This window comes from Paraburkholderia sp. RL17-337-BIB-A, from assembly GCF_046025895.1.
Taxonomy (GTDB): Bacteria; Pseudomonadota; Gammaproteobacteria; order Burkholderiales; family Burkholderiaceae; genus Paraburkholderia; species Paraburkholderia fungorum_C.
In genome coordinates this window covers 755485-779917 of the sequence record NZ_JARESY010000001.1, presented here as the reverse complement: position 1 = coordinate 779917, position 24433 = coordinate 755485, and the positions used below count along the sequence as shown (strand labels likewise).

Annotated in this window: 20 protein-coding genes and 1 pseudogene; 12 read left to right on the top strand and 9 right to left on the bottom strand. The window is 61.0% G+C overall.

The genetic code is table 11. The annotated features are described in order from the left end of the window. Positions 1–42 precede the first annotated feature (42 nt). Together P0D84_RS03650 and purN are read right to left on the bottom strand one after the other, a co-directional pair. Positions 43–1302, bottom strand: a complete 1260-nt coding sequence (locus tag P0D84_RS03650) for an RsmB/NOP family class I SAM-dependent RNA methyltransferase (RefSeq protein ID WP_408332529.1) — start codon at positions 1300–1302, stop codon at positions 43–45. After that, on the bottom strand, positions 1299–1952 hold the full coding sequence (purN, locus tag P0D84_RS03645) for a phosphoribosylglycinamide formyltransferase (protein WP_408332527.1): 654 nt from the start codon (positions 1950–1952) through the stop codon (positions 1299–1301). Before purN ends, P0D84_RS03650 begins: the two co-directional genes overlap by 4 nt. 118 nt (positions 1953–2070) lie before the next feature. Between purN and P0D84_RS03640 the strand changes: the two genes are divergently transcribed. From P0D84_RS03640 to P0D84_RS03610, 7 genes are all read left to right on the top strand, one after another. Continuing rightward, positions 2071–3066 (top strand): bifunctional riboflavin kinase/FAD synthetase, encoded by a 996-nt coding sequence (locus P0D84_RS03640; protein ID WP_408332526.1) that lies wholly within the window; start codon positions 2071–2073, stop codon positions 3064–3066. 169 nt (positions 3067–3235) lie between these two features. Further along, positions 3236–6073, top strand: coding sequence for an isoleucine--tRNA ligase (gene ileS, locus P0D84_RS03635; RefSeq protein ID WP_408332524.1), 2838 nt, complete (start codon positions 3236–3238; stop codon positions 6071–6073). Continuing rightward, positions 6073–6579 (top strand): signal peptidase II, encoded by a 507-nt coding sequence (gene lspA / locus P0D84_RS03630; RefSeq protein WP_408332522.1) that lies wholly within the window; start codon positions 6073–6075, stop codon positions 6577–6579. The genes ileS and lspA overlap by 1 nt, the downstream gene beginning before the upstream one ends. Positions 6580–6689: 110 nt before the next feature. Beyond that, positions 6690–7904 (top strand): bifunctional phosphopantothenoylcysteine decarboxylase/phosphopantothenate--cysteine ligase CoaBC, encoded by a 1215-nt coding sequence (gene coaBC / locus P0D84_RS03625; RefSeq protein ID WP_408332520.1) that lies wholly within the window; start codon positions 6690–6692, stop codon positions 7902–7904. 75 nt (positions 7905–7979) lie between these two features. Next, positions 7980–8999 (top strand): LLM class flavin-dependent oxidoreductase, encoded by a 1020-nt coding sequence (locus tag P0D84_RS03620; protein WP_408332518.1) that lies wholly within the window; start codon positions 7980–7982, stop codon positions 8997–8999. Positions 9000–9013: 14 nt separating this feature from the next. Beyond that, positions 9014–9460 carry a dUTP diphosphatase gene (dut, locus tag P0D84_RS03615; RefSeq protein WP_408332516.1) on the top strand — a complete coding sequence of 149 codons (447 nt, stop codon included), beginning with the start codon at positions 9014–9016 and terminating at the stop codon, positions 9458–9460. A gap of 515 nt (positions 9461–9975) precedes the next feature. Beyond that, entirely contained in the window at positions 9976–11184 is a 1209-nt protein-coding gene (locus P0D84_RS03610) for a DUF3472 domain-containing protein (RefSeq protein ID WP_408332515.1), read from the top strand. A 75-nt stretch (positions 11185–11259) separates the two neighbouring features. Here the strand turns inward: P0D84_RS03610 and P0D84_RS03605 are convergent, their stop codons facing one another. The 6 genes and pseudogenes from P0D84_RS03605 to clpS all read right to left on the bottom strand — a co-directional run bounded on the left by P0D84_RS03605 (position 11260) and on the right by clpS (position 17185). Then, positions 11260–11418 carry a hypothetical protein gene (locus P0D84_RS03605; RefSeq protein ID WP_162826291.1) on the bottom strand — a complete coding sequence of 53 codons (159 nt, stop codon included), beginning with the start codon at positions 11416–11418 and terminating at the stop codon, positions 11260–11262. A 116-nt stretch (positions 11419–11534) separates the two neighbouring features. Next, positions 11535–11846: a hypothetical protein gene (locus P0D84_RS03600; protein ID WP_096509064.1), complete on the bottom strand. Its 312-nt coding sequence runs from the start codon at positions 11844–11846 to the stop codon at positions 11535–11537. Then, positions 11843–12674, bottom strand: a pseudogene (gene istB / locus P0D84_RS03595) (IS21-like element helper ATPase IstB). Before istB ends, P0D84_RS03600 begins: the two are co-directional and overlap by 4 nt. Beyond that, a complete protein-coding gene (istA, locus tag P0D84_RS03590; RefSeq protein WP_459252208.1) occupies positions 12671–14182 on the bottom strand; it encodes an IS21 family transposase in 1512 nt (503 codons plus the stop codon). Before istA ends, istB begins: the two are co-directional and overlap by 4 nt. A 394-nt stretch (positions 14183–14576) precedes the next feature. Continuing rightward, the gene (clpA, locus tag P0D84_RS03585) at positions 14577–16874 is read right to left on the bottom strand and encodes an ATP-dependent Clp protease ATP-binding subunit ClpA (protein ID WP_074765373.1); all 2298 of its coding nucleotides are present in this window, start codon (positions 16872–16874) and stop codon (positions 14577–14579) included. Next, the gene (gene clpS, locus P0D84_RS03580; RefSeq protein ID WP_006050100.1) at positions 16871–17185 is read right to left on the bottom strand and encodes an ATP-dependent Clp protease adapter ClpS; all 315 of its coding nucleotides are present in this window, start codon (positions 17183–17185) and stop codon (positions 16871–16873) included. The genes clpA and clpS overlap by 4 nt, the downstream gene beginning before the upstream one ends. A 558-nt stretch (positions 17186–17743) precedes the next feature. Here clpS and P0D84_RS03575 point away from each other — a divergent pair. After that, positions 17744–17950, top strand: coding sequence for a cold-shock protein (locus tag P0D84_RS03575; RefSeq protein WP_007180614.1), 207 nt, complete (start codon positions 17744–17746; stop codon positions 17948–17950). A gap of 499 nt (positions 17951–18449) precedes the next feature. On the opposite strand, the gene icd is transcribed toward P0D84_RS03575, so the two are convergent. Next, positions 18450–19706: an NADP-dependent isocitrate dehydrogenase gene (icd, locus tag P0D84_RS03570; protein WP_408332512.1), complete on the bottom strand. Its 1257-nt coding sequence runs from the start codon at positions 19704–19706 to the stop codon at positions 18450–18452. Positions 19707–20044: 338 nt separating this feature from the next. On the opposite strand from icd, the gene P0D84_RS03565 reads away from it, so the two are divergent. The 4 genes from P0D84_RS03565 (at position 20045) to fusA (ending at position 24345) form a co-directional block, all read left to right on the top strand. Beyond that, positions 20045–20614 (top strand): pseudouridine synthase, encoded by a 570-nt coding sequence (locus P0D84_RS03565; RefSeq protein WP_408332510.1) that lies wholly within the window; start codon positions 20045–20047, stop codon positions 20612–20614. 453 nt (positions 20615–21067) lie between these two features. Further along, positions 21068–21265 (top strand): hypothetical protein, encoded by a 198-nt coding sequence (locus P0D84_RS03560; RefSeq protein ID WP_408332508.1) that lies wholly within the window; start codon positions 21068–21070, stop codon positions 21263–21265. Positions 21266–21412: 147 nt separating this feature from the next. After that, positions 21413–21919, top strand: coding sequence for a DUF192 domain-containing protein (locus P0D84_RS03555; protein ID WP_408332506.1), 507 nt, complete (start codon positions 21413–21415; stop codon positions 21917–21919). A 320-nt stretch (positions 21920–22239) separates the two neighbouring features. Beyond that, complete coding sequence (gene fusA / locus P0D84_RS03550) at positions 22240–24345, top strand: elongation factor G (RefSeq protein WP_408332504.1); 2106 nt, start codon at positions 22240–22242, stop codon at positions 24343–24345. The last annotated feature ends 88 nt before the right edge of the window (positions 24346–24433 follow it).

Genomic DNA, 24433 nt, shown 5'->3' with positions numbered 1-24433 from the left:
TCGGGAGGGAACCTGGCCGCGCCGGCAGATAGCCTGTTGCGGTTAGCTCTGGCGTTCCAGCACGGCGGCGAAGAAGCCGTCAGTGGCGTGGCGGTGCGGCCACAGCGACAGATAATCGCCCATTTCCAGGTCGATGCGCTGTTCGGCCAGCACGTCGCGCGCGGGTACCAGGGCGAAGTCCGGATGGTCGGCGAGGAACTGCTGCACGACGGCTTCGTTTTCCGCTTCCAGAATCGAGCAGGTTGCGTAGACGAGACGGCCACCCTTCTTCACGAGGCGCGAGGCGCTGGCGAGAATCGACGCCTGCTTCGGCGCCAGTTCGGCGACCGATTCAGGCGACTGGCGCCACTTCAGGTCCGGGTTACGGCGCAGGGTACCCAAGCCGCTGCACGGTGCATCGACCAGCACGCGGTCGATCTTGCCGGCCAGACGCTTGATCTTCGCGTCGTGTTCGCTGTCGATCAGCACTGGATTCACGTTCGACAGGCCACTGCGCGCAAGGCGCGGCTTGAGCTTGGCCAAACGACGCTCGGAGACGTCGAACGCATACAAACGCCCAGTTGAGCGCATTGCCGCGCCCAGCGCCAGCGTCTTGCCGCCCGCGCCCGCGCAGAAGTCGACGATCATTTCGCCGCGCTTGGGTGCGACCAGCGAACACAGCAACTGGCTGCCTTCGTCCTGAACTTCGACCCAGCCGTGCTGGAATGCGTCGAGCTTGGTGAGCGGCGGCTTGCCGACCACCCGCACGCCGAACGGCGCGAACGGCGTCGCGCCACCTTCGATGCCGGCCTTGGAGAGCGCGTTCAGCACGTCGTCGCGGCTTGCCTTGATCGGGTTGGCGCGCAGGTCCAGCGGCGCCGGGTAGTTCAGCGCTGCGGCCAGTTGCGCCAACTCCTCAGCCTCGAAACGCTTGGTGAGCGCCTGATAGATCCAGTCGGGCAGATTCAGGCGAGTCCGCAGCGGCAGGCTTTCCGGGTCGATCTTCGCGACATGTTCGAGCCAGTGCGACTCGGTGTCCGACACAAACGGCTTGAGGGCCGTGCGGCCGGCCGTCTGCATCAGACCCAGCAAGGCCATGCGGCGGGCCGGACTGCCCGCGCCGCCTTCAGCCAGATGGGCGAATTCCATGCGACGGCGCAGCACCGCGAAGACCGCCTCGGCGATCACACCGCGCTCGCCGTGCCCGAGCTTCGGATGCGCGCGGAAAAAGCGGCTCGTCGTGGCGTCGGCCGGGCCGTTCAGTTTCAGGACTTCAGCCAGCAAAGTCTCGGTTTGTCCAATCAAAAAACCATGTAATCTCATGCGCCCTCTCCGGCGGTGTGACCGGCAAAGAGCCATTGCGGCTCCGGCGGCGTAAGCGTGACACGCAAGCCGTCGAGAGCAAGACGCCCTTCGACGAACCAGCGCACCGCGCGTGGATAAATAATGTGTTCGACTGCCAGCACGCGTTCGGCGAGCATGGCGGGAGTGTCGCCAGCCTCAACGGGGACGGCCGCCTGCGCGACGATCGGCCCGTGATCCAGCTGCGACGTGACAAAATGCACCGACGCGCCGTGCAGCCGCACGCCGGCGTCCAATGCCTGTTGATGGGTTTTCAGCCCAGGAAAACTCGGCAGCAGCGATGGATGCACATTCAGCATGCGCCCAGCGTAATGGTCGACGAAACCGGCCGTGAGCACTCGCATGAAGCCCGCGAGCACGACCAGATCGGGCGCAAAGCTGTCGATGGTTTGCGCGAGCGCGGCGTCGAAACTGTCGCGATCCGGAAACTGGCGGTGGTCGACCACCGCCGTGGCAATACCGTGCGACGCCGCGAACGCAAGGCCCGCGGCGTCAGGACGGTTGGCAATCACGGCGGCGACTTGCGCCGCCCAGCCCTCGTCCGCGCAGGTGCGAATGATAGCTTCCATATTGCTTCCCCGTCCGGAAATCAGGATGACGAGTTTTTTCATCCGCGGATTTTATCATTCGAGGGACACTGAAACGGCGACGCGCCGCCGTCTCGTGCGCTGAGCGTTTATAATCGTTCGTTTTGCGGCACCTCGCCCGCCCTACCTTAAACCCGCTATCGTGAGAGTCTTCCGCGGTCTTCCCAATGCTGAAAGCCGTGCGCCCTGCGCACTGACCATCGGCAACTTCGACGGTGTCCACCGCGGCCATCAGGCTTTGCTCGCCCACGTCCGGGCCGCAGCCGATGCGCGCGGCCTGCCCGTCTGTGTGATGACCTTCGAGCCGCACCCACGCGAGTTCTTCAACCCGGCCGGTGCGCCGCCGCGGATCGCGATGCTGCGCGACAAGCTCGAGGCGCTGCGCACCAACGGCGTCGATCGTGTGGTGGTCGAGCATTTCAATCACACGTTCGCCAGCCAGTCGCCGGACGCGTTTGTCGAACGGATCATCGTCAACGGGCTGCATGCGCGCTGGGTGATGATCGGCGACGATTTCCGCTACGGCGCGAAGCGCGCGGGCGATTTCGGGTCGCTCAAGGCCGCGGGTCAACAGTACGGTTTCGAAGTCGAGCAGATGGCCACGGTTGCCGATCCGTCCGGCGCGCGCATTTCCAGCTCGGGCGTACGCGCCGCGTTGGTGGCGGGCGATCTGGACTCGGCGCGTGCCGCGCTGGGTCGCGATTATCTGATCAGCGGGCACGTCGTGCACGGCATGAAGCTGGGCCGCGATCTCGGCTTCCCCACGCTCAATCTGCCGATCGCCCACAAGCGTCCGGCGCTCGCCGGTATTTTCGTGGTCCGCGTGCATGGCGTGGCGGACGTTCCGTTGCCGGGTGTGGCAAGCCTCGGCCTGCGCCCCACCGTTGACGATTCGGGCCGCGTGCTGCTCGAAGTGCACCTGCTCGACTGGCACGGCGACGCGTATGGCAAACTCGTGCGCGTCGAATTCCTGAAGAAGCTGCGCGACGAGGAAAAGTACGTCGACCTCGAAACGCTGACTGCCGCCATCTCGCGCGACGTCGCCAATGCGCGCGCGTGGTTCGCGGCCGTCGGCGCCGGCACGCCGGGCAGCCGTTCCACCGGTTTCGCCACCTCGGCCACAGACCGAATTAGATAGCCGCCGCGGTACATGCCAGCGCACCGAGTGCTGCATGTACCCACCGCTGCGCGCATCGAAGGGCGTCCGTGGATCACGCGACATGCCTGCCGGGCGCGCCCCACGCCCTGCGCATCTTGCGCTTACCGCAGCCTCGCTGCGCTTAGAAAGAATTCACCGCGACCTCATCATGAGCAACAAGAAAGCCGATTCGAAACCGCAGTCACGCTACCCGGTCAACCTGCTCGACACGCCGTTCCCGATGCGTGGCGACCTGCCCAAACGCGAGCCGCAATGGGTCAAGGAGTGGCAGGAACGCAAGGTCTACGAGACGATCCGTGCGGCCAGCAAAGGCCGTAAGAAGTTCATCCTGCACGATGGGCCGCCGTATGCGAACGGCGACATTCACCTCGGCCACGCGGTGAACAAGATCCTCAAGGACATGATCGTCAAGGCGCGCAATCTGGCGGGCTTCGACGCGGTCTACGTGCCGGGCTGGGATTGCCACGGCATGCCGATCGAAATCCAGATCGAAAAGCAGTTCGGCAAATCGCTGCCGGCCGCTGAAGTGATGCAGAAGGCACGCGCCTACGCGACCGAACAGATCGAAAGGCAGAAGGTCGGCTTCCGCCGCCTGGGCGTGCTCGGCGACTGGGACAATCCGTACAAGACGATGAACTTCACGAACGAAGCCGGCGAAATCCGCGCGCTCGCGAAGATCATGGAAAAGGGCTACGTGTTCCGCGGCCTGAAGCCGGTCAACTGGTGTTTCGACTGCGGCTCGGCGTTGGCCGAGGCGGAAGTCGAGTACAAGGACAAGACCGATCCGACCATCGACGCGCTATTCAGCTTCGCCGAACCGGAAAAGACCGCGCAGGCGTTCGGCCTGGGTGCGCTGCCGCGCAATGAAGGCGGCATCGTGATCTGGACCACCACGCCGTGGACCATCCCCGCCAACCAGGCGCTGAATCTGCATCCGGAAATCGTCTACGCGCTGGTCGATACGCCGCGCGGCCTGCTGATTCTTGCGGAAGAACGCGTCGAAGCCTGCCTGAAGCAATACGGCCTCGAAGGCGCGGTCATCGCGACCACGCCGGGCGCGAAACTCGTCAACCTGCGCTTCAATCACCCGCTCGCCGCGGCGCATCCGAGCTATAAGCGCACGGCGCCGGTTTATCTCGGCGACTACGTAACGACCGAAACGGGTACGGGTGTCGTGCACTCGTCGCCGGCGTATGGCGTAGAAGACTTCGTGTCGTGCAAGGCGCACGGCATGTCGGATTCGGACATCATCAACCCGGTGATGGGTGACGGCCGCTATATCGAATCGCTGGCGCTGTTCGGCGGCCTGTCGATCTGGGCGGCCAACCCGCAGATCGTCGAGGCGCTGCACAACGCCGGTTCGCTGATGCGCACCGAGAAGTACACGCACAGCTACATGCACTGCTGGCGCCACAAGACGCCGATCATCTACCGCGCGACCTCGCAATGGTTCGCCGGCATGGACGTGAAGCCGAACGACACCGACAAGACGCTGCGCGAAACCGCACTCGAAGGCATCGAGAACACCGCCTTCTATCCGGCGTGGGGCAAGCAGCGGCTGTTCAGCATGATCGCCAACCGCCCGGACTGGACGCTGTCGCGTCAGCGTCAATGGGGCGTGCCGATGGCGTTCTTCGTACACAAGGAAACCGGCGAACTGCATCCGCGCACGCTGGCGTTGCTCGAAGAAGTCGCGCAACGCGTCGAGAAGGCCGGCATCGAAGCGTGGCAAACGCTCGACCCGCGCGAACTGCTCGGCGACGACGCCAACATGTACGAGAAGAACCGCGACACGCTCGACGTCTGGTTCGATTCGGGCACGACGCACTGGCACGTGCTGCGCGGCTCGCATAAAGACGAACTGCAATTCCCGGCCGATCTGTATCTGGAAGGCTCGGACCAGCACCGCGGCTGGTTCCACTCGTCGCTGCTGACCGCCTCGATGCTCGACGGCCGCCCGCCCTACAACGCGCTGCTCACGCATGGCTTCACCGTCGACGGCGAAGGCCGCAAGATGAGCAAGTCGCTCGGCAACGGTATCGATCCGCATGAAGTGGCGAATCGCCTCGGCGCGGAAATCATCCGGTTGTGGATCGCGTCGACCGATTACTCGGGCGAACTGGCGATCTCGGAAGAAATCCTGAAGCGCGTGACCGAAGGCTATCGCCGTATCCGCAATACGCTGCGCTTCCTGCTCGCGAACCTGTCCGATTTCGACTTCGCGCAACATGCGCGTCCGGTCGAAGACTGGCTCGAGATCGATCGCTATGCGGTGGCGTTGTCGGCGAATCTGCAAAACGACATCCTCTCGCACTACGACAAGTACGAATTCCACCCGGTGGTCGCGAAGCTGCAGACGTTCTGCTCGGAAGACCTGGGCGGCTTCTATCTGGACGTGCTGAAAGACCGCCTGTACACCACGGCGGCCGACTCCGTCGCGCGCCGTTCGGCTCAGACCGCGTTGTATCACATCGCGCATGGCCTGCTGCGCCAGATGGCGCCGTTCCTGTCGTTCACCGCTGAAGAAGCGTGGAAGATCTTCCAGCCGAACAGCGAAACGATCTTCACCGAGACCTATCACGCGTTTCCGGCAGTGCCGGGCGCCGGCGAGTTGCTCGACAAATGGACGCTGCTGCGCGCCGCGCGGAGCGACGTGACCAAGGCGCTGGAAGAAGCACGCGTCGCGAACCTGATCGGCTCGTCGCTGCAGGCGGAAGTCGAAATCCGCGCGAGCGGCGCGCGTTACGACACGCTCGCGAGCCTCGCCGACGACCTGAAGTTCGTGCTGATCACGTCGGCCGCGAGCGTCGTCAAGGTCGATAGCGAAGCGGACGAAGGCGTCGACGTGATCGCCTCGAAGTATCTGAAGTGCGAACGCTGCTGGAACTACCGCGCGGATGTCGGTGCGCACGCCGAACACCCCACGCTGTGCGGCCGCTGCTTCAGCAATCTGTTCGGCAGCGGTGAAACGAGGAGCGCGGCATAATGGCAAAAACCATGTCGAAAACGTCGGCCAGCAACAGTTCGCTGGCGCCGTGGCTCGGCGTCGCGCTGATCGTGATCCTGTTCGATCAGCTCACCAAGATCGCGGTCCAGAAGGTGTTTGCCTACGGTGTTCCGCATGAGGTCGCGCCGTTTTTCAACCTGATCCTCGTGTACAACCGCGGCGCCGCCTTCAGCTTCCTCGCGATGGCGGGCGGCTGGCAGCGCTGGGCGTTTACCGCGCTCGGCGTGGTCGCGGCACTGGTGATCTGCTACCTGCTCAAGCGTCACGGCGGGCAGAAAATGTTTAGCACGGCGCTTTCGCTGATTCTCGGCGGCGCCCTCGGCAACGTGATCGACCGACTCGCGTACGGCCATGTGATCGACTTTCTCGACTTTCACGTCCGCACGTGGCACTGGCCGGCGTTCAATCTCGCCGACAGCGCGATCACGATCGGTGCGATTCTGCTCGTGCTCGATGAGTTGCGCCGGGTGCGCGGCTCGCGGTAACGAGGTGCCTGCACAGGCGCCGGAAGCACGGCCGCCCGGATTCCGGTTTTGACGACGGGCGGCCATGCACAGTACCGCCGCCCGCCACCACGCTTTGTCGGAGGCTTTCGTTGGCAACCGCAGAACTCGCAGGAAAACACCTCGTCCTCGGCATGACGGGCGGTATTGCCTGCTACAAGATCGCCGAACTCACGCGCCTGTTGACCAAGGCTGGCGCGACCGTACAGGTCGTGATGACCGAAGCGGCCACGCAGTTCATCACCCCCGTCACCATGCAGGCGTTGTCCGGCCGTCCGGTCTACACAAGCCAATGGGACGGACGCGTGCCGAACAACATGGCGCACATCGACCTCTCGCGTGAAGCCGACGCGATCGTCATTGCGCCCGCCTCGACCGACTTCCTCGCCAAACTCGCGCACGGCATGGCCGACGACCTGCTCTCTACATTGTGTGTCGCGCGCGATTGTCCGCTGCTCGTCGTGCCGGCGATGAACCGGCAGATGTGGCAGAACCCGGCCACCCAGCGCAACGTCACGCAACTGCGCGGCGACGGCGTCGAAGTGCTCGGTCCGGACTCGGGTCCGCAAGCGTGCGGCGAAACCGGCGACGGACGCATGTTGGAAGCCGCCGCCACGTTTGAGGCGATCGCGTCGTTCTTCTCGCCCAAGATCCTGGCCGGCCGTCGCGTGTTGCTGACCGCGGGGCCGACCTTCGAGCCACTCGATCCGGTGCGCGGCATCACCAACCGTTCGAGCGGCAAGATGGGCTTTGCGCTCGCGCGCGCCGCGCAGCAGGCCGGCGCCGAGGTGCATCTGGTCGCAGGCCCGGTCGCGCTGGAAACGCCGTGGGGCGTGTTCCGCGAAGACGTGCAAACCGCGCAGCAGATGCACGACGCGGTGATGCGCGCCGTCGCCGACGCCGACATCTTCATCGGTGTGGCCGCGGTGGCCGACTGGCGTGTCGATCACGCCAGCGACCACAAGATCAAGAAGACCGCCGATCGCGCACTGCCCACCTTTACCTTCGTCGAGAATCCGGACATTCTGGCAGCGGTCGCCAAGCTGCCGCATCCGCCGTTTACCGTCGGCTTTGCAGCGGAGAGCAGCGACCTCGAAGTGCATGGCGAAGAAAAGCGCTTGCGCAAGAACGTGCCGCTTCTGGTCGGCAATCTCGGCCCGCTGACTTTCGGTCTCGACGACAACGAGGTGATCCTGTTCGAAGCAGGGGGCGCCACGAAGCTGCCGCGCGCCGACAAGCAGACGCTCGCGCGCGCCTTGATCGTTGAGATTGCCAGACGTCTGCCCGACCCAAGTCTGATCCGCTAAAACCGCGCGTGGCGGCGCCTGCCGCGTTCGCCACCAGCGCCTCTGGCGCACCGAATCATCTGGAGCAGTACTGCCATGACGCTACTTTCCGTGCTCGATCAAACGCCCGTGATCGGCGGGCACTCGGTGGCGGACGCGATCGCGGCCACCGTCGAACTCGCGCAACTTGCCGATGATCTCGGCTACACGCGCTACTGGTGCGCTGAACACCACGGCTTGCGGGGCGTGTCCAATCCGTGCCCCGAAGTGATGCTGGCGCGCCTCGGCAGTGCGACCCAACGCATTCGCCTCGGCTCGGGCGGCATCATGCTGCCCTACTACAGCCCGTTCAAGGTGGCCGAGCAATTCATGATGCTCGAGGCGCTGTTTCCGAATCGCATTGACCTTGGCGTGGGACGCGCGCCGGGAGGCGATATGCATACGGCGCAAGCGGTGGCGGCCGGCGCCTACAATCGCGGCGACATTTTTCCGCAGCAGGTCGCGGATCTAGTCGGCCTGATGCACGGCACGCTGCCCGAAGGTCACCTCGCGCACGGTGTGCTCCTGCAGCCGCAAGTCGACACGCGCCCACAGCTCTGGATGCTCGGTTCGAGCGAATTCGGCGGCCTGCTGGCGGCACAGCTCGGTATCCGCTTTGCGTTCGCGCATTTCATCAACGCGCATTTCGGGCACCAGGTGGCGCATGCCTATCGCGAGCGCTTCAAGGCCAGCCAGGAAGCGCAACAACCCTATCTGGCCGCAGCCGTATTCGTGATCTGCGCGGACACCGAACAGGAAGCAGCCGACCTGGAAAAGGCCGTCGACCTGCGTCGCGTACAAATGGCTTATGGCCTGAATGAACCGATCCCGACCGTTGAACAAGGCATCGCGCAGGAATACGGCGAACGCGAGCGCCTCGTGATCGACCGCGAGAAACCGCGGAGCATTATCGGCACGCCGGAAACGGTCACTGAGCGGCTCCACGCGTTGCAGGAGCAGTTCCAGGCCGACGAATTGATCGTACTCACCGTTTCGGGCAGCTACCGCGCGCGGCTGCGCTCCTATGAACTTCTCGCCGATGCGTTCCAGCTCGGACGCCCGGCCTCTACCCCTTAAACCTTCGAACCTGCATGAAACTCGACCTGAAGATTCTCGATGCGCGCATGCGCGACCAACTCCCGGCCTATGCAACCACGGGCAGCGCGGGCCTCGACCTGCGTGCCTGTCTCGACGAACCGTTGACGCTGAAACCCGGCGAAACCGCGCTGGTGCCGACGGGGCTGGCAATCCACGTCGGCGATCCGGGTTATGCGGCGTTGGTTTTGCCGCGCTCGGGTCTGGGTCATAAGCACGGCATCGTGCTGGGCAACCTGGTTGGCCTGATCGATTCGGATTACCAAGGTCAGCTGATGATCTCGACGTGGAACCGCGGCGAGACCACCTTCGTGCTGAATCCGATGGAGCGGCTTGCGCAACTCGTGATCGTGCCGGTGGTCCAGGCCGAGTTCAATATCGTGGATGATTTCGCGGAAAGCGAGCGTGGCGCCGGCGGTTTTGGCAGCACGGGCAAGCATTGAGATGCGGCCTTGGCGTTTGTAAAGTCACCGTTGGAAATGCGCCCATTGGCCACGGCTGACGCCCAATCCACTGAAGTTGGCACCAGGTTATTTCGCAGATGAATTAGCGCCGACCGGCCATTAACCGGACGGCGTGTCTCCCAGTCACGCACCTGCTCCCGACACGTCGACTCCGGGAATAACCTGCGACGATGTGATCGTTGACTCGCAGCCCCATCGCCTTACAATTTATTCAAAAGACCACCCACTGAAGAGTGTCGCACAACCGAGCGAAACTCAGTTCGATGAGGGTATAAATTTTCTGATTACGGGCATGCATCCCGCTCCGCAGGTAAAAATCAAATCCGAAAATACAGTCAGCATTGCATTCAAGTTGACGATTGATATGATCGCAAATAAATAAAATTTCATAAAATCTCTGCGATTCCCCGTTAGACGAAAATCTCATTGACCCGAATTTTCTGGATCATCGGCTCATATTTATATTTTCGTCAATTATTTAGGAATACTTGACTATGAAATGTCCTTTGATAAATATCACTATTAAATCAATTTTTTATTATTTTTTTTGTAATCCGGCACGAAAAAAATTTCTCACGGCATTTCTTAATATCGCGCTCGCATCGAACGTCCTCGCGCCATGTGTTGCTCACGCGGTCGTAGCTGGCGGCATGGCGACCATCAATAGAACATGGCCGCAAGTATCCGATGGATACACCGATATGGAATTCCAGATAACGGTGACGAGAGCGCCAGGATTAAATGGTAGAACCTACTGGGCACATCAATGGAGTTACACCGGCACTCAAGAAGGTGGTTACGTTGGCCTTCAAATTGGCAATGGAAATGACAAGGCCCTGAATTTTTCCATCTGGGGTGCGACCGGATGGCGAGACACTACCGGGACCAATTGCTCACATTTCGGTCACGAGGGGAGCGGAGTGCAATGTCGGATAACCTTCCCCTGGAAGGAAGGTGTCACATATCGAATAAAAGTGGCGAGGTCTGGTATCGATGGCTGGACCGCATCAATCACGAATACCCGAACCGAGCAGGTGACAACGGTTGCAACAATAATCGTGCCGACAAACTATGGTGGACTCAAAAATCTTCAGGAGTGGGTGGAGAATTTTGCTCAAGGTAATGAACAACACTCATCGTGTTCGGATGTTCCGGAAGCAATTGCGGTATACGGCTCACCACAGGCGAATGGCGGAACGGTAAGGCCCACTAGCAGCAGTTCGAAAACTTATGGTAATTGTGCGTCAGTCGCGAAATCTATATGCACAACAGAACAGGTATGCACGCTGAGCGTCAATCCAAGCGCACCCTTTGTACAGAAGCACTTGCAAAACCGAGTCAATTTTTACTGTCTGGATATGCTGGGCGGCGGGCTACAAGCCGGACTATGGCAATGCCTAAGAGGTAACGCAAATCAGATCCTGACCGAGGGCGATACCTACAAGCTGCACCTGTCCAGTAACACGGGACTGTGCCTCACTGCGGACAATAACAATCTGGTCAGGACATCGACCTGCAACAACAGCGCCCAGCAGCAGTGGCTTAAGGTCAACCGAACTCAAGCGTACTTTAATGCCGGAACCGGGCTATGCATGGATTCGACCGACAATGGCAAGATCAAGGCGTCAATCCGGGTACACGAATGCCTGGAAAACGATTTTCAGCGATGGAGGAACGTGATTGTGGCGCGACAATCTGGATGAGAGACGCGCGACAATCAGGATGAGAATGTCGCGGCGGGGTTGATGATGCCGATGTTGATTGGCGCTGACAAGCGTTTATTGATTGACGCGCAGTTTTTGATTGACGCTGGCGCGCGTGTGCCGCGCGACAATCAGGATGAGAACGGCGCCCGAGCCGGTGAGGACGATTGCGTAATGCGTGGCGATGGCCTGGAGCACACGCTTTACGCTGTCGCGTTTGATCTCGATGAGCATCGTGGAATGTCGCCGGCGTCCAATGCCGCCAAGCCGTCGCCGGGCAGAGCCTGCAGCGCAACGCGTTACGCTGCAGGCATTCTGTGCCGCGCGACAATCAGGATGAGAACAGCGCGTCAGTCGGTGAGATCGATTGCGTAACGCGTGACGATGGCCTGGAGCACACGCCTTACGCAGTGGCGTTTGCTCTCAATGAGCCTTGTCGAAGTGTCGCTGTTATCCAATGCCGCCAAGCCTTCGCCGAGCAGGGCCAGCATCGTAACGCGTGACGCGCAGGCTTCCTCACCAATGGCGTCTATAACGGCCCGTTTGCGGCGTAAGCGGTATGCGCGTTGCCGTTGTGCGGCCGTGCGTGCGATGGGCTTCGTCGTCGAACTGTCGGATGTATCGTCACGCGTTACGAGCTGCAGATGTGCGTTGTGCTTCATTGCTGATCCTCCGGGCGCGGCGGCACGCCGACGTTGTTTGGTGTCGCGATACTGGCCGGGCGTCCCGGTCCCTGCTGCTTGCGCTCGAGGGCGGTACGCCTACGGTAGCTTTCGACGTTCAGTTCAAAGATCGTGGAGTGATGGACCAGCCGGTCGACGGCGGCTACCGTCATGGCCCGGTCGGGGAAGATACGGTCCCATTCGCCAAATGGTTGATTTGCAGTTAGCAAAAAGAGCGGTGCTCATACCGGCGCTGATGAGCTCGAACAGCACCGACGTCTCGGCCTGATCCTTGCTGACGTATGCAAAGTCGTCCAGAATAAGGAGATCGAATCGATCCAGCCGGTTGATGGCGGACTCCAGCGACAGCTCGCGGCGTGCGACCTGCAACCGCTGCACGAGATCGGTGGTACGGGCGAACAGGACCTTCCAGCCGTTCTCCAGCAGGCTCAGTCCAATGGCCGACGACAAGTGCGACTTGCCGCCTCCGGACGGCCCCAGAAGAATCAGGTTGGCGCCGTTGCGCAGCCAGCCGTCGCCAGCGCAAAGCGCCGAGACGTGCGCTCTCGACACCATCGGCACCGCGTCGAAATCGAAGTTCTCCAGCGTCTTGCCCGGCAGCAGCCCGGCGTCCCTGAGGTGACGTTCGATGCGACGTCGATCGCGCTCGGCGATCTCGTGTTCGGCCAGCGCCATGAGCAGGCGCGCCGCGGGCCAGCCTTCCGTGTCGGAACGCTCGGCAAAGCTCGACCAGATCTGCTTGATGGCGGGCAGCCGCAAATCGTTGAGCAGCAGCGACAGGCGGGTGGCGTCGAATTCGTGATTCATGCTGCCACCTCCATTTGCAGGCCAAGCAGGGCCTCGTAGTCGCGCAACGAAGGCAGCTGGACGTTCACCTGCGGCAGGCTCGCGGGTTTCGCTTCGAAACGGGAACTCAGCGCGTGCAGATCGGGCAGTTGCCCGTCGGCCAGGCACTGCTCGAGTGCCTGCGCCAGTTGTGCCTCGCAGTTGCGCTCGTGGGCCAGGCTGAGCAGTTCAACCATGGTCTTGCATGCCGCACGCTCAGGCAGTTGCTCGCACAGGCGTTCGAAGGTCAATCGATAGGCCTCACGCGGAAAGACCTGATCGCGGTAGACCAGGTTGAGCAGCGCCATGGGCTTGCGGCGCAGCGCGTGGATGATGTGCCGGTAGTTGACGACGTGGCCGTGCTTGCCACTGGGACCCGGACGGCCGCGCTGCAGCGTCATCAGGGCGGTGCTGCCCAGGAACAGTTCCAGCCGGTCGTCATACAGCCGCACGCGCAGTCGATGACCGATCAGCCGGGACGGGACGGTATAGAACACCTTGCGCAGGACAAAGCCGCCGGTGGAGCTGACGTACACACGCGTTTGCTCGTAGTCCGTCGTGCGCTGCGGCGGCAGTGGCTGAAGCTGCGGGCGCTCGGCCTCAATGCGCTTGCCATTGCGCGCGTTGATGCGACAGACGTGCTCGTCGATGAAGCGGCGATAGGTATCGAGGTCGTCGAAGTCTTTACTGCCGCGCAAAAGCAACGCATCACGCACCGCGTTCTTGAGGTGGCCGTGAGGGCTCTCGATGGAGCCGTTCTCATGGGCAACGCCGCGGTTGTTGCGCGTAGGCTGCATTCCGTAGTGAGCACAGAGCGCTTCGTAACGCGTGGTGAGATCGTCGCGCGCTTCGCGTTCGAGATTGCGGAACGCCGCCGACAGGCTGTCGCTGCGGTGCTCGCGCGGTGCGCCACCGAGCACCCACAACGCGTTCTGCAGCCCTTCGGCCAGCGCGACATAGCTCTCGCCGCCGAGGATGACGTGAGCGTGCTCAAAGCCCGAGCAGGCCAGCCGGAAATGATACAGACGGTGGTCCAGCGCGACACCCGCCACGGTGACGCCCAGGCTGTCCATCTCGGTGAAGTCGGACAATCCGAGGCGACCGGGCTCGTGCACCTGGCGGAACATGACGTCACGCTCCTCGCCATGGAGTGCCCGCCAGTCGCGAATACGCCGCTCGAGCGTGCGACGCACGTTGCCCGGGAGGTCTGGATGGCGCCGAAGCATCTCGTCCAGTACGGCCACGGGCCGGATGCCGGGAGCGGACTGGAGCAGCGGGACGATCTCGGCGTCAAAGATTGCTGCCAGGGGATCAGCACGGCGACGCGTGCGTGGCGCCTTCTTCTTCGATGGCGGTCTTGGGTCCTGTTCGATGCGATAGGCAGTGGCGGCGCTGAACCCGGCGCGTGCGCCTGCCCTGGTCGGTTGTTCCTTGCTTCTGTACTTCATATAGAGCCTCATCTGGTGGTCGTTGACGTGACGCCCGGGCACCGTAGCCTCCCGTGAAATGGAAGGTTCCTTCATACCCGATCCACCGCGACCACCGACAAGGCTCCCCGACGACGGGGGACTGTTCGGCGCGGCGTGGCGGCAGCGGTTTCCGGGCTACGCCCTCCACCGCTGCCGCCACGCCAGTTCTCATCCTGATTGACGCGCTGTTCTCATCTTGATTGACGCGCGATACGTGATCCCGAATTGAGGGTGGCCGGGATCCGTGGGTATCCGAAATTTAAGATGCTTACGATGGCTGTGGTCTACATCAGACGAAAGCGCGGTTACGTCGAGGCAGTCAGCTACCCGCACTACGAAAAGCAGAACGGCGCCGATTTCATCGCGCGCCGTTCTCGTTCCGCCTTGTGTGGAATCAAACCGCCAGCATCACTGCCTACTCCACCTCAACCGCTTCCGGATTCGGATTGCGCGGCGCCGGATGCTCGTCGAAGGTCAACTGCACCTTGTCTTCCGCATCCACGTCGACCGTTACACGGCCGCCGTTCATGAGCTTGCCGAACAGCAACTCGTCGGCCAGCGCACGACGGATCGTGTCCTGGATCAGACGTTGCATTGGCCGCGCACCCATCAACGGATCGAAGCCGTGCTTGGCGAGATGCTTGCGCAGCGCGTCAGTGAAGAGCGCATCGACCTTCTTCTCGTGCAACTGATCTTCCAGTTGCATGAGGAACTTGTCGACCACACGCATGATGATTTCCTCATCGAGCGAGCGGAAGCTGATCGTCGCGTCCAGACGGTTACGGAACTCCGGCGTGAACATGCGCTTGATGTCGACCATTTCGTCGCCGGTTTCCCGACGATTCGTGAAGCCGATCACCGACTTGCCCATTGCCTCGGCACCCGCGTTCGTCGTCATGATGATGATGACGTTGCGGAAATCCGCTTTGCGGCCGTTGTTGTCGGTCAACGTGCCGTGGTCCATTACCTGCAGCAGCACGTTGTAGATGTCCGGATGCGCCTTCTCGATTTCGTCGAGCAACAGCACGCAATGCGGCTTCTTCGTGACGGCTTCAGTCAGCAAACCGCCTTGATCGAAACCGACATAGCCCGGCGGCGCGCCGATCAAACGGCTCACCGCATGACGCTCCATGTATTCCGACATGTCGAAGCGGATCAGCTCGATCCCCAGCGTGAACGCCAGTTGCTTCGCCACTTCGGTCTTACCAACACCCGTGGGACCGGAGAACAGGAATGCACCAATCGGCTTGTCCAGTTTGCCGAGGCCGGCGCGCGCCATCTTGATCGCAGCCGACAGCGCGTCGATGGCCGGGTCTTGCCCGAACACCACGCTCTTCAGATCGCGATCCAGCGTTTGCAGCTTGCTGCGATCGTCTTGCGACACGCTTTGCGGCGGGACACGGGCGATCTTCGAAATGATTTCTTCGATCTCGTTCTTGCCGATGGTCTTCTTCTGCTTAGACTTCGGCAGAATACGTTGCGCCGCGCCCGCTTCGTCGATCACGTCGATCGCCTTGTCCGGCAGATGACGATCCGTAATGAAGCGCGCCGACAGCTCAGCCGCCGCCGACAGCGCACCCGACGAATACTTCACACCGTGATGCTCTTCGAAGCGCGACTTCAGGCCGCGCAGGATCGCCACCGTCTGCTCGACAGTCGGCTCGGTCACGTCGACCTTCTGGAAACGGCGCGACAATGCCGCGTCTTTTTCGAAGATGCCGCGATACTCCGTGAACGTGGTCGCGCCAATGCACTTGAGCGTGCCCGACGACAACGCCGGCTTCAACAGATTCGATGCATCCAGCGTACCGCCCGACGCGGCGCCCGCGCCGATCAGCGTATGAATTTCGTCGATGAACAGGATCGCGTGCGGACGTTCCTTCAATTCCTTGAGGACCGTCTTCAGGCGTTGTTCGAAGTCGCCGCGATACTTGGTGCCGGCGAGCAGCGCGCCCATGTCGAGCGAATACACCTGCGCATCCGCCAGAATATCCGGCACTTCGCCGCGCGTAATGCGCCAGGCGAGCCCTTCGGCGATCGCCGTCTTGCCGACGCCGGCCTCCCCGACCAGCAGCGGATTGTTCTTGCGGCGACGGCACAGCACCTGCACCACCCGCTCGACTTCCGACTCGCGCCCGATCAGCGGATCGATCCGGCCGTCTTTCGCCATCTGGTTCAGGTTCTGCGTGAACTGGGCGAGCGGCGTTTCCTTCTGCGCGGCGGCTTCGTCGGACTCGGCATTCGCGTCGCTCGCTTTCGCGGCGTCGGTACTGCTCGTCTTGGCGATGCCATGCGAGATGAAATTCACCACGTCCAGACGCGTCACGCCCTGCTGCTGCAGGTAGTACACCGCATGCGAATCCTTCTCGCCGAAGATCGCGACCAGCACATTCGCGCCGGTCACTTCCTTCTTCCCGTTCGAGGTGGATTGCACATGCATGATCGCGCGCTGGATCACACGCTGGAAACCCAGCGTGGGCTGCGTGTCGACGTCGTCCGTGCCAGGCACGGTAGGCGTGTTGTCATGAATGAAGTTGCGCAGATTCTGGCGCAGATCCTCGATATTGGCCGCGCATGCACGCAACACCTCCGCGGCCGTTGGATTGTCCAACAGTGCCAGCAAAAGATGTTCGACCGTTATGAACTCGTGCCGCGCCTGGCGTGCTTCCATGAACGCCATGTGCAGGCTGACTTCCAGTTCCTGGGCAATCATGCTTCCTCCATCACACACTGCAGCGGATGCCCGGCCTGCCGTGCGTGGGTAACGACTTGCTCGACTTTGGTCGACGCGATGTCCCGCGTATAGACCCCACAAACTCCCCTGCCCTCGCGATGCACCTTCAACATAACCTGGGTTGCGGTTTCACGATCTTTATTGAAGTATTCCTGCACGATCATCACGACAAATTCCATTGGCGTGAAGTCGTCATTCAGCAGCACCACCTTGTACATGGACGGCGGCTTCAGCTTCTTTTCCTGCCGCTCCAGTACGGTGCCGTCCTGCTTGTCCGGGATAATCGCCATACACCCATTCTAAACAACTAGGACAGGCCCGCAATCCTGTCAAAACCCGGCCGACCAGCCGGTGAGCCCGTTCGCTTCCGCCTGATGGGTAATTACCCCGAAGCGTTGCGTCATTCGACGAGCCGATTGCGGAGCCGGCCCCCTATCCTGTGATGCTTCGCAGCCGTGCCGCGCCGCAGTCGGATTGAGTATCGCACAACCTGCCAATGCCGGCTGGCTCGCTGCCCTTGCCCCGCCAGCCGGCGGTGCGCGACCCGCAGAACAGCAAGTGAGTCGATTATGCGACTTTTCAAGACAGACCGCTTGCGCAAGCGCACATAAGAAAATAAAAGCCGGAAAAACCCTGGAAAATGCCTGTTTGCAACGCGGCAACGGCATCTCAAAATTTTCTTGACACTCGAATAAAGAGCCTCAACAATCAAGCTGGCACTTTTTTCACTGCGCCATAAATCGAAAAAATGCCGATGGTGAGCTTGTGAGGAGGGAGCGGCTGCCTCGCGCGGTCGTCGAGCTTTTCGAGGGCTCGTGGTAGTGACATGAGTTACAGGGGAAGTTGGAATGGCAACTGGTACGGTCAAATGGTTCAATGACGCAAAAGGTTTCGGATTTATCACGCCTGACGAGGGTGGTGAGGATCTGTTTGCACACTTCTCGGCCATCCAGATGAATGGGTTCAAGACCCTCAAGGAAGGTCAAAAAGTAACCTTCGAGGTCGTGCAAGGCCCGAAAGGCAAACAGGCATCGAACATCCAGGCACCTGCCTGATACGGTTCGTTACCCGATCCTTTGAAACCCGGCTTCGTGCCGGGTTTCTTTTTTTGAGTGTGAGCTTCTAACCTTGTGGGCTTCTAACCTACCTGTTGCGGATCGCGATCCCGGCGTGCGACGGAAAAGGCCCAGTCGGATCATTGGGCAAGGGTGGAAGAGTGTCGGATGCGGCGCGGCTTCGCACCATGCGAGGCTCAACGGTGCACCGACGGCACGAAATCCCAAATAACGGTCGCTGCTTCGCTTTTCGACCTGCTTCGCCTTGCCGTCGGCTAATCGGCGCAGCGCCCCCGCCGCGCGCGCCGCATATCGAGACTACGCGTCAGATCTCCCTCAAACACAGCGACGCCCTGATGGCGGAAATTCGACCGTACAGACCGTACATCCACAGCAGGGGTGACGCCGATGCGGTTTGAATGCTGCAAAACAAAAAACCCCGGTCGCCTCACGGCGCCGGGGCTTTGAATTCGAGCTGAGGAACCCAGCGCGAAATCGCCTACATATTCTCGATCAACACCTGCCCAAAGCCAGAACAAGACACTTGCGTGGCGCCTTCCATCAAGCGCGCGAAGTCATACGTGACCCGCTTTTGCAGAATCGACTTTTCCATCGACCTGATGATCAGGTCAGCCGCTTCAGTCCAGCCCATGTGACGCAGCATCATCTCAGCCGAGAGAATCTCCGAGCCCGGGTTCACGTAATCTTTGCCAGCGTACTTCGGCGCCGTACCATGCGTAGCTTCGAACATGGCGACCGAGTCCGACATGTTCGCGCCCGGCGCGATGCCGATACCGCCGACTTGCGCGGCCAGCGCGTCCGAAACATAGTCACCGTTCAGATTCAGCGTGGCGATCACGTCGTATTCCGCCGGACGCAACAGGATCTGCTGGAGGAACGCATCGGCAATCACGTCTTTCAGCACAATGTCGCCACCCGTCTTCGGATTCTTGATCTTCATCCACGGGCCGCCGTCGATCAACTCCGCGGCAAATTCTTTCTGCGCGAGCGCATAACCATAGTCACGGAATGCGCCTTCCGTAAACTTCATGATGTTGCCTTTGTGCACGAGCGTGACCGAGCGGCGATCGTTGTCGATCGCATACTGGATCGCCTTGCGCACCAGGCGCTCCGTGCCTTCGCGCGACACCGGCTTGATACCGATCCCCGAGGTTTCCGGGAAGCGGATCTTCTTCACACCCATTTCTTCCCGCAGGAACTTGATGACCTTCTTCGCCTGTTCCGACTCGGCAGGCCATTCGATGCCGGCATAGATGTCTTCCGAGTTCTCGCGGAAGATCACCATGTTGGTTTTCTCCGGCTCACGCACGGGGGAAGGCACACCCTTGAAGTACTGCACCGGGCGCAGGCAAACATACAGATCGAGTTCCTGACGCAGCGCGACGTTCAGCGACCGGATACCGCCCCCGACCGGCGTGGTGAGCGGACCCTTGATCGAGACGACGTATTCCTTCAGCACCTGCAGCGTTTCTTCCGGCAGCCACACGTCCGGGCCGTACACCTTGGTCGACTTCTCGCCGGCGTAAATTTCCATCCAGTGGATTTTCCGCTTGCCCGCGTAGGCTTTTTCTACCGCGGCATCCACCACCTTCAACATCACCGGCGTGATGTCGAGGCCGGTTCCGTCGCCTTCGATATACGGAATGATGGGCTGGTCGGAAATGTTGAGTGAGAAATCTGCGTTGACAGTGATCTTGTCACCGCCGGTCGGAACCTTGATGTGCTGATACGGCATGATCGGACTCCAGTGAAGGCTGTGCTGAAAGCTGATGGGAGACTGCGGAAACTGGTTGCTCCTCGCTACGCGCAATGCCGGAGGCCCGCGAGCGGCCTGGTGGCCTATTCTAGCCCACACCGGCGCGGCAACGAGGCCGTAGCGGCTCGGGGTTTTCCACCTTGTCGAAAATCAAAACTGAAAAGCTGTGCACTCCTATGTCTTATATAAGACCAAGGACTTGCGATGGCTGGTTATGCATTATTATTCCGCCCTTTACTATCGAAGCGGCACCACTCCCGGCCCGCGTGGGCACGTCCCGCCGCAATCGGCGCCGCTCGACCTTCAGCGATTCCCCTATGCGACTTCTCGCCCTTAACAAACCGTTCGGCACCATCTGTCAGTTTTCGCCGCACGAAACGCGGGCGTCGCTGGCCGACTGGGTGAAAGTGCCCGGCGTGTACCCGGCGGGCCGACTCGACTCCGATAGCGAAGGCCTGCTCCTCCTCACCGACGACGGCGCGCTGCAAGCGCGCATCGCCGAGCCGCGCCACAAACTGGTCAAACGCTATTGGGCGCAGGTGGAAGGCGCGCTCGACGATGCCACGTTGAAGAAGCTCGCGCGCGGCGTCGATCTCGGCGATTACGTGACGCGGCCCTGCCGCGCCGAATACGTCGAACCGACCGGCTCGCTATGGACCCGTACGCCGCCGATCCGCTATCGAGCCGCGATTCCGACCACGTGGATCGAGTTGTCGATCACCGAAGGCAAGAACCGTCAGGTGCGGCGCATGACTGCTGCAGTCGGTTTTCCGACGTTGCGTCTCGTGCGCGCGGGGGTCGGCGCCCTCGATATTTTTTCGCTCGGATTGCAGCCTGGAGAAAGTGTCGAATTGCCGCTGAAGGCGCCATGGGAAGGTATCGTCTGATCGCATACGCATGCGTGCGATCTCTGCGCCAAATGCGCATCGACTGTGTATTTCGAGCTTCATCGAAAAGCTAACTCTTTGTATCCGCAAACAAAAGAGCGCGTGAAACCAATATGAAAAACGCGTGAAACAATTGCGTTTGTGAGCGCTGCACAGCCATTCATTTGCATCAGCACATCGACCTATACATTTTCCGCAAAAAACACGTCAACCGGCGCGCGAGCTCACGCGTTATTCGACGCAGATGCCGCCCGAAGCTATCCGGCATTCAGCCTTAAGGGCCTTTGCACAAGCCGCGCTCGCGGTGAGTACGGGGAGTCTGAGCGCTAAGCAGACGCGTCGAAGAAATTGTCGATGCGGCTGTCAACCGAAAGGTGGATGGCACGTTTACCGACATGACTCTACATATAACCGGGTCATTTGGTTAATTAACTCAAGCTGAGGATTCACAAAATGAACAAACTGATCGCCGCTCTGGTCGCTGGCCTCTTCGCAACGGCAGCATTCGCACAAGCTTCGGCACCGGCAGCAGCTTCGGCAGCTCCGATGGCAGCAGCTTCGTCGGCAAAGAAGACCACGAAGCACGCTCACAAGAAGGCATCGAAGAAGAAGGCAGCAGCAGCTGCTGCAGCTTCGGGCGCTTCGGAGTAAGTTTGTTGTAAAAAAACGCAGTCAAGAACTAGCTTCATTGCCGTTCTTACGGCGTTGAAAGGCAGGTCACCGAAAGGCGATCTGCCTTTTTGTTTTGGACGCGCTCGCGTAACATTCGCGAGTTAATTTCCAGCAAGGAGTCATGCCGTGCGATTTCCCATGCGCTCGTTGATTGCGCGTTTCGCTGTTGCCGTTGCACTGCCGCTCGCCGCGCTGTCGTTCGCCGCGACGACCGCCGCCCCCGCTCATGCGCAACAGATGCCGGCCGGCGCGAAGCAGCCCGGCGATTTTCCGCGCGCGAAGCTGACCGCGGGCATGTTCGTGATCGACGCGGCGGTCGCCGCCAACGACGCCGATCGCGAACAAGGCTTGATGTATCGCACGACCCTCGCGCCGAATGAAGGCATGTTGTTCGTCTTCAACGAAAACGCTGTGCATTGCTTCTGGATGAAGAACACGTTGATCCCGCTGTCGATCGCGTTCATGCGCGCCGACGGCACGGTCACCGACATCGACGAAATGCAGGCCGAGACCACCAACAATCATTGCCCGACGAACAATGGCGTGTATGCGTTGGAAATGAGCAAGGGCTGGTTCTCGTCGAAAGGCATCAAACCGGGGATGAAGATCCAGGGCTTGCCGGCCGCGCAATAAAAGCGCGTCGACTATCGCCACACCGCTCGATTCTTCAACGGCTGCTTTTCAAAAAAACCGGTGCCTTTCACGAGGCACCGGTTTTTTGCATTCAGCGCAGCGCCAGCGACTCGCGGCAATGCGCGGCGCCGTGCTGCCAAGGCCTTCGCCGCGCTTTGGGCCCACACCAGCAGGGCCTCACGGGCGGCTGGCAAGATTCCTGCAAAAGACAGGCCGACGCGCTATCCTAGTAATCTTAGTAAAGCAGCACCCAGGCTCCCCGGGCAGCACAGACTGCCGCCCGGCAAGCGTTTCAGGCGCGCCATTCCAAGGAGGTTCACGTGCCCCGCAAGACTCCCATCGAGCGCTACCGGAATATCGGCATTAGCGCTCACATCGACGCCGGCAAAACCACCACCACCGAGCGCATCCTGTTCTACACAGGCGTGACCCACAAGATCGGCGAGGTTCACGACGGTGCTGCGACGATGGACTGGATGGAACAGGAGCAGGAGCGCGGCATCACCATCACGTCGGCGGCCACCACTGCCTTCTGGAAAGGCATGGCCGGCAATTATCCCGAACACCGGATCAACATCATCGACACCCCGGGCCACGTCGATTTCACGATTGAAGTGGAACGCTCGATGCGCGTGCTCGACGGCGCTTGCATGGTGTACGACTCGGTGGGCGGCGTCCAGCCGCAGTCCGAAACCGTGTGGCGTCAGGCGAACAAGTACAAGGTGCCGCGCATTGCGTTCGTCAACAAGATGGACCGGGTCGGCGCGGACTTCTTCCGCGTGCAACGGCAGATCGGCGACCGTCTGAAGGGCGTCGCCGTGCCGATCCAGATTCCGGTCGGCGCGGAAGATCATTTCCAGGGCGTGGTCGACCTCGTCAAGATGAAGGCGATCTACTGGGACGAAGAGAACCAGGGCATCAAGTTCGAGTACCGCGATATCCCGGCGGAACTCGCGGATACCGCGAAGGAATGGCACGACAAGATGGTCGAGGCCGCCGCTGAAGCAAGCGAGGAATTGCTCGACAAATACCTGGGCGGCGAAACGCTGACCGAAGAGGAAATCAAGCACGGCATTCGTGTGCGTACCATCGCGAACGAGATCGTGCCCATGCTGTGCGGCAGCGCGTTCAAGAACAAGGGTGTGCAGGCCATGCTCGACGCGGTGATCGACTATCTGCCTTCGCCGCTCGACATTCCCGCGATCACCGGTCACGACGAACACGACCGCGAAATCGAGCGTCATCCTAAAGACGACGATCCGTTCTCAGCGCTCGCCTTCAAGATCATGACCGACCCGTTCGTCGGCCAGTTGATCTTCTTCCGCGTGTATTCAGGCGTGGTGAATTCGGGCGACACCGTCTACAACGCGACCAAGGAAAAGAAGGAACGCCTTGGCCGGATCCTGCAGATGCATGCGAACGAGCGCAAGGAAATCAAGGAAGTTTACTGCGGCGACATTGCCGCGGCAGTCGGCCTGAAAGAAGCGACCACGGGCGACACGCTGTGCGATCCGCAGCATGTGATCATCCTTGAAAAGATGATCTTCCCGGAGCCGGTGATTTCGCAGGCCGTCGAGCCGAAGACCAAGGTCGACCAGGAGAAGATGGGCATCGCGCTCAATCGTCTCGCGCAGGAAGACCCGTCGTTCCGCGTGCAGACGGATGAAGAATCCGGCCAGACGATCATCTCCGGGATGGGCGAGTTGCACCTGGAAATTCTGGTTGACCGGATGAAGCGCGAGTTCGGCGTCGAGGCGACCGTCGGCAAGCCGCAGGTCGCTTACCGCGAAACAGTGCGCAACAAGATCGAGGATGTCGAAGGCAAGTTCGTCAAACAGTCGGGCGGCCGCGGCCAGTACGGCCACGCGGTGATCACGCTCGAACCGTCGGCACAAGGCAAGGGCTACGAATTCGTCGACGCGATTAAAGGCGGCGTGATTCCGCGCGAATACATTCCGGCGGTCGACAAAGGCATTCAGGAAACGCTGAAGGCCGGCGTGCTGGCGGGCTATCCGGTGGTCGACGTGAAGGTGACGCTGACCTTCGGTTCGTACCACGACGTCGACTCGAATGAAAACGCGTTCCGCATGGCCGGCTCGATGGCCTTCAAGGACGCGATGCGCAAGGCCAAGCCGGTGTTGCTCGAACCGATGATGGCCGTCGAAGTGGAAACGCCGGAAGACTTCATGGGCAACGTGATGGGCGATCTGTCGAGCCGGCGCGGCATGGTGCAAGGCATGGAAGACATCGCCGGTGGCGGCGGCAAGCTGGTGCGCGCCGAAGTGCCGCTCGCGGAGATGTTCGGCTATTCGACGTCGCTGCGTTCGGCCACCCAAGGCCGCGCGACCTACACGATGGAGTTCAAGCACTACGCTGAAACGCCGAACAACGTCGCGGAAGCCGTGATCAACGCGAAGCATAAGTAAGCGCCAAGGGTGGCAACACACCATGTGCTGCGACCCTCGGCGTAACGAAGGCAACGAGCGCAGCGAAAGCACCGAAAGCACCGAAAGC

Coding starts and splice junctions, on each gene's coding strand:
- P0D84_RS03650 (WP_408332529.1), bottom strand. CDS start 1,302: ATGAGATTACATGGTTTTTTGATTGGACAAACCGAGACTTTGCTGGCT.
- purN (WP_408332527.1), bottom strand. CDS start 1,952: ATGAAAAAACTCGTCATCCTGATTTCCGGACGGGGAAGCAATATGGAA.
- ileS (WP_408332524.1), top strand. CDS start 3,236: ATGAGCAACAAGAAAGCCGATTCGAAACCGCAGTCACGCTACCCGGTC.
- lspA (WP_408332522.1), top strand. CDS start 6,073: ATGGCAAAAACCATGTCGAAAACGTCGGCCAGCAACAGTTCGCTGGCG.
- P0D84_RS03620 (WP_408332518.1), top strand. CDS start 7,980: ATGACGCTACTTTCCGTGCTCGATCAAACGCCCGTGATCGGCGGGCAC.
- dut (WP_408332516.1), top strand. CDS start 9,014: ATGAAACTCGACCTGAAGATTCTCGATGCGCGCATGCGCGACCAACTC.
- P0D84_RS03610 (WP_408332515.1), top strand. CDS start 9,976: ATGAAATGTCCTTTGATAAATATCACTATTAAATCAATTTTTTATTAT.
- P0D84_RS03605 (WP_162826291.1), bottom strand. CDS start 11,418: ATGCTCATCGAGATCAAACGCGACAGCGTAAAGCGTGTGCTCCAGGCC.
- P0D84_RS03600 (WP_096509064.1), bottom strand. CDS start 11,846: ATGAAGCACAACGCACATCTGCAGCTCGTAACGCGTGACGATACATCC.
- clpA (WP_074765373.1), bottom strand. CDS start 16,874: ATGATTGCCCAGGAACTGGAAGTCAGCCTGCACATGGCGTTCATGGAA.
- clpS (WP_006050100.1), bottom strand. CDS start 17,185: ATGGCGATTATCCCGGACAAGCAGGACGGCACCGTACTGGAGCGGCAG.
- P0D84_RS03575 (WP_007180614.1), top strand. CDS start 17,744: ATGGCAACTGGTACGGTCAAATGGTTCAATGACGCAAAAGGTTTCGGA.
- icd (WP_408332512.1), bottom strand. CDS start 19,706: ATGCCGTATCAGCACATCAAGGTTCCGACCGGCGGTGACAAGATCACT.
- P0D84_RS03565 (WP_408332510.1), top strand. CDS start 20,045: ATGCGACTTCTCGCCCTTAACAAACCGTTCGGCACCATCTGTCAGTTT.
- P0D84_RS03560 (WP_408332508.1), top strand. CDS start 21,068: ATGAACAAACTGATCGCCGCTCTGGTCGCTGGCCTCTTCGCAACGGCA.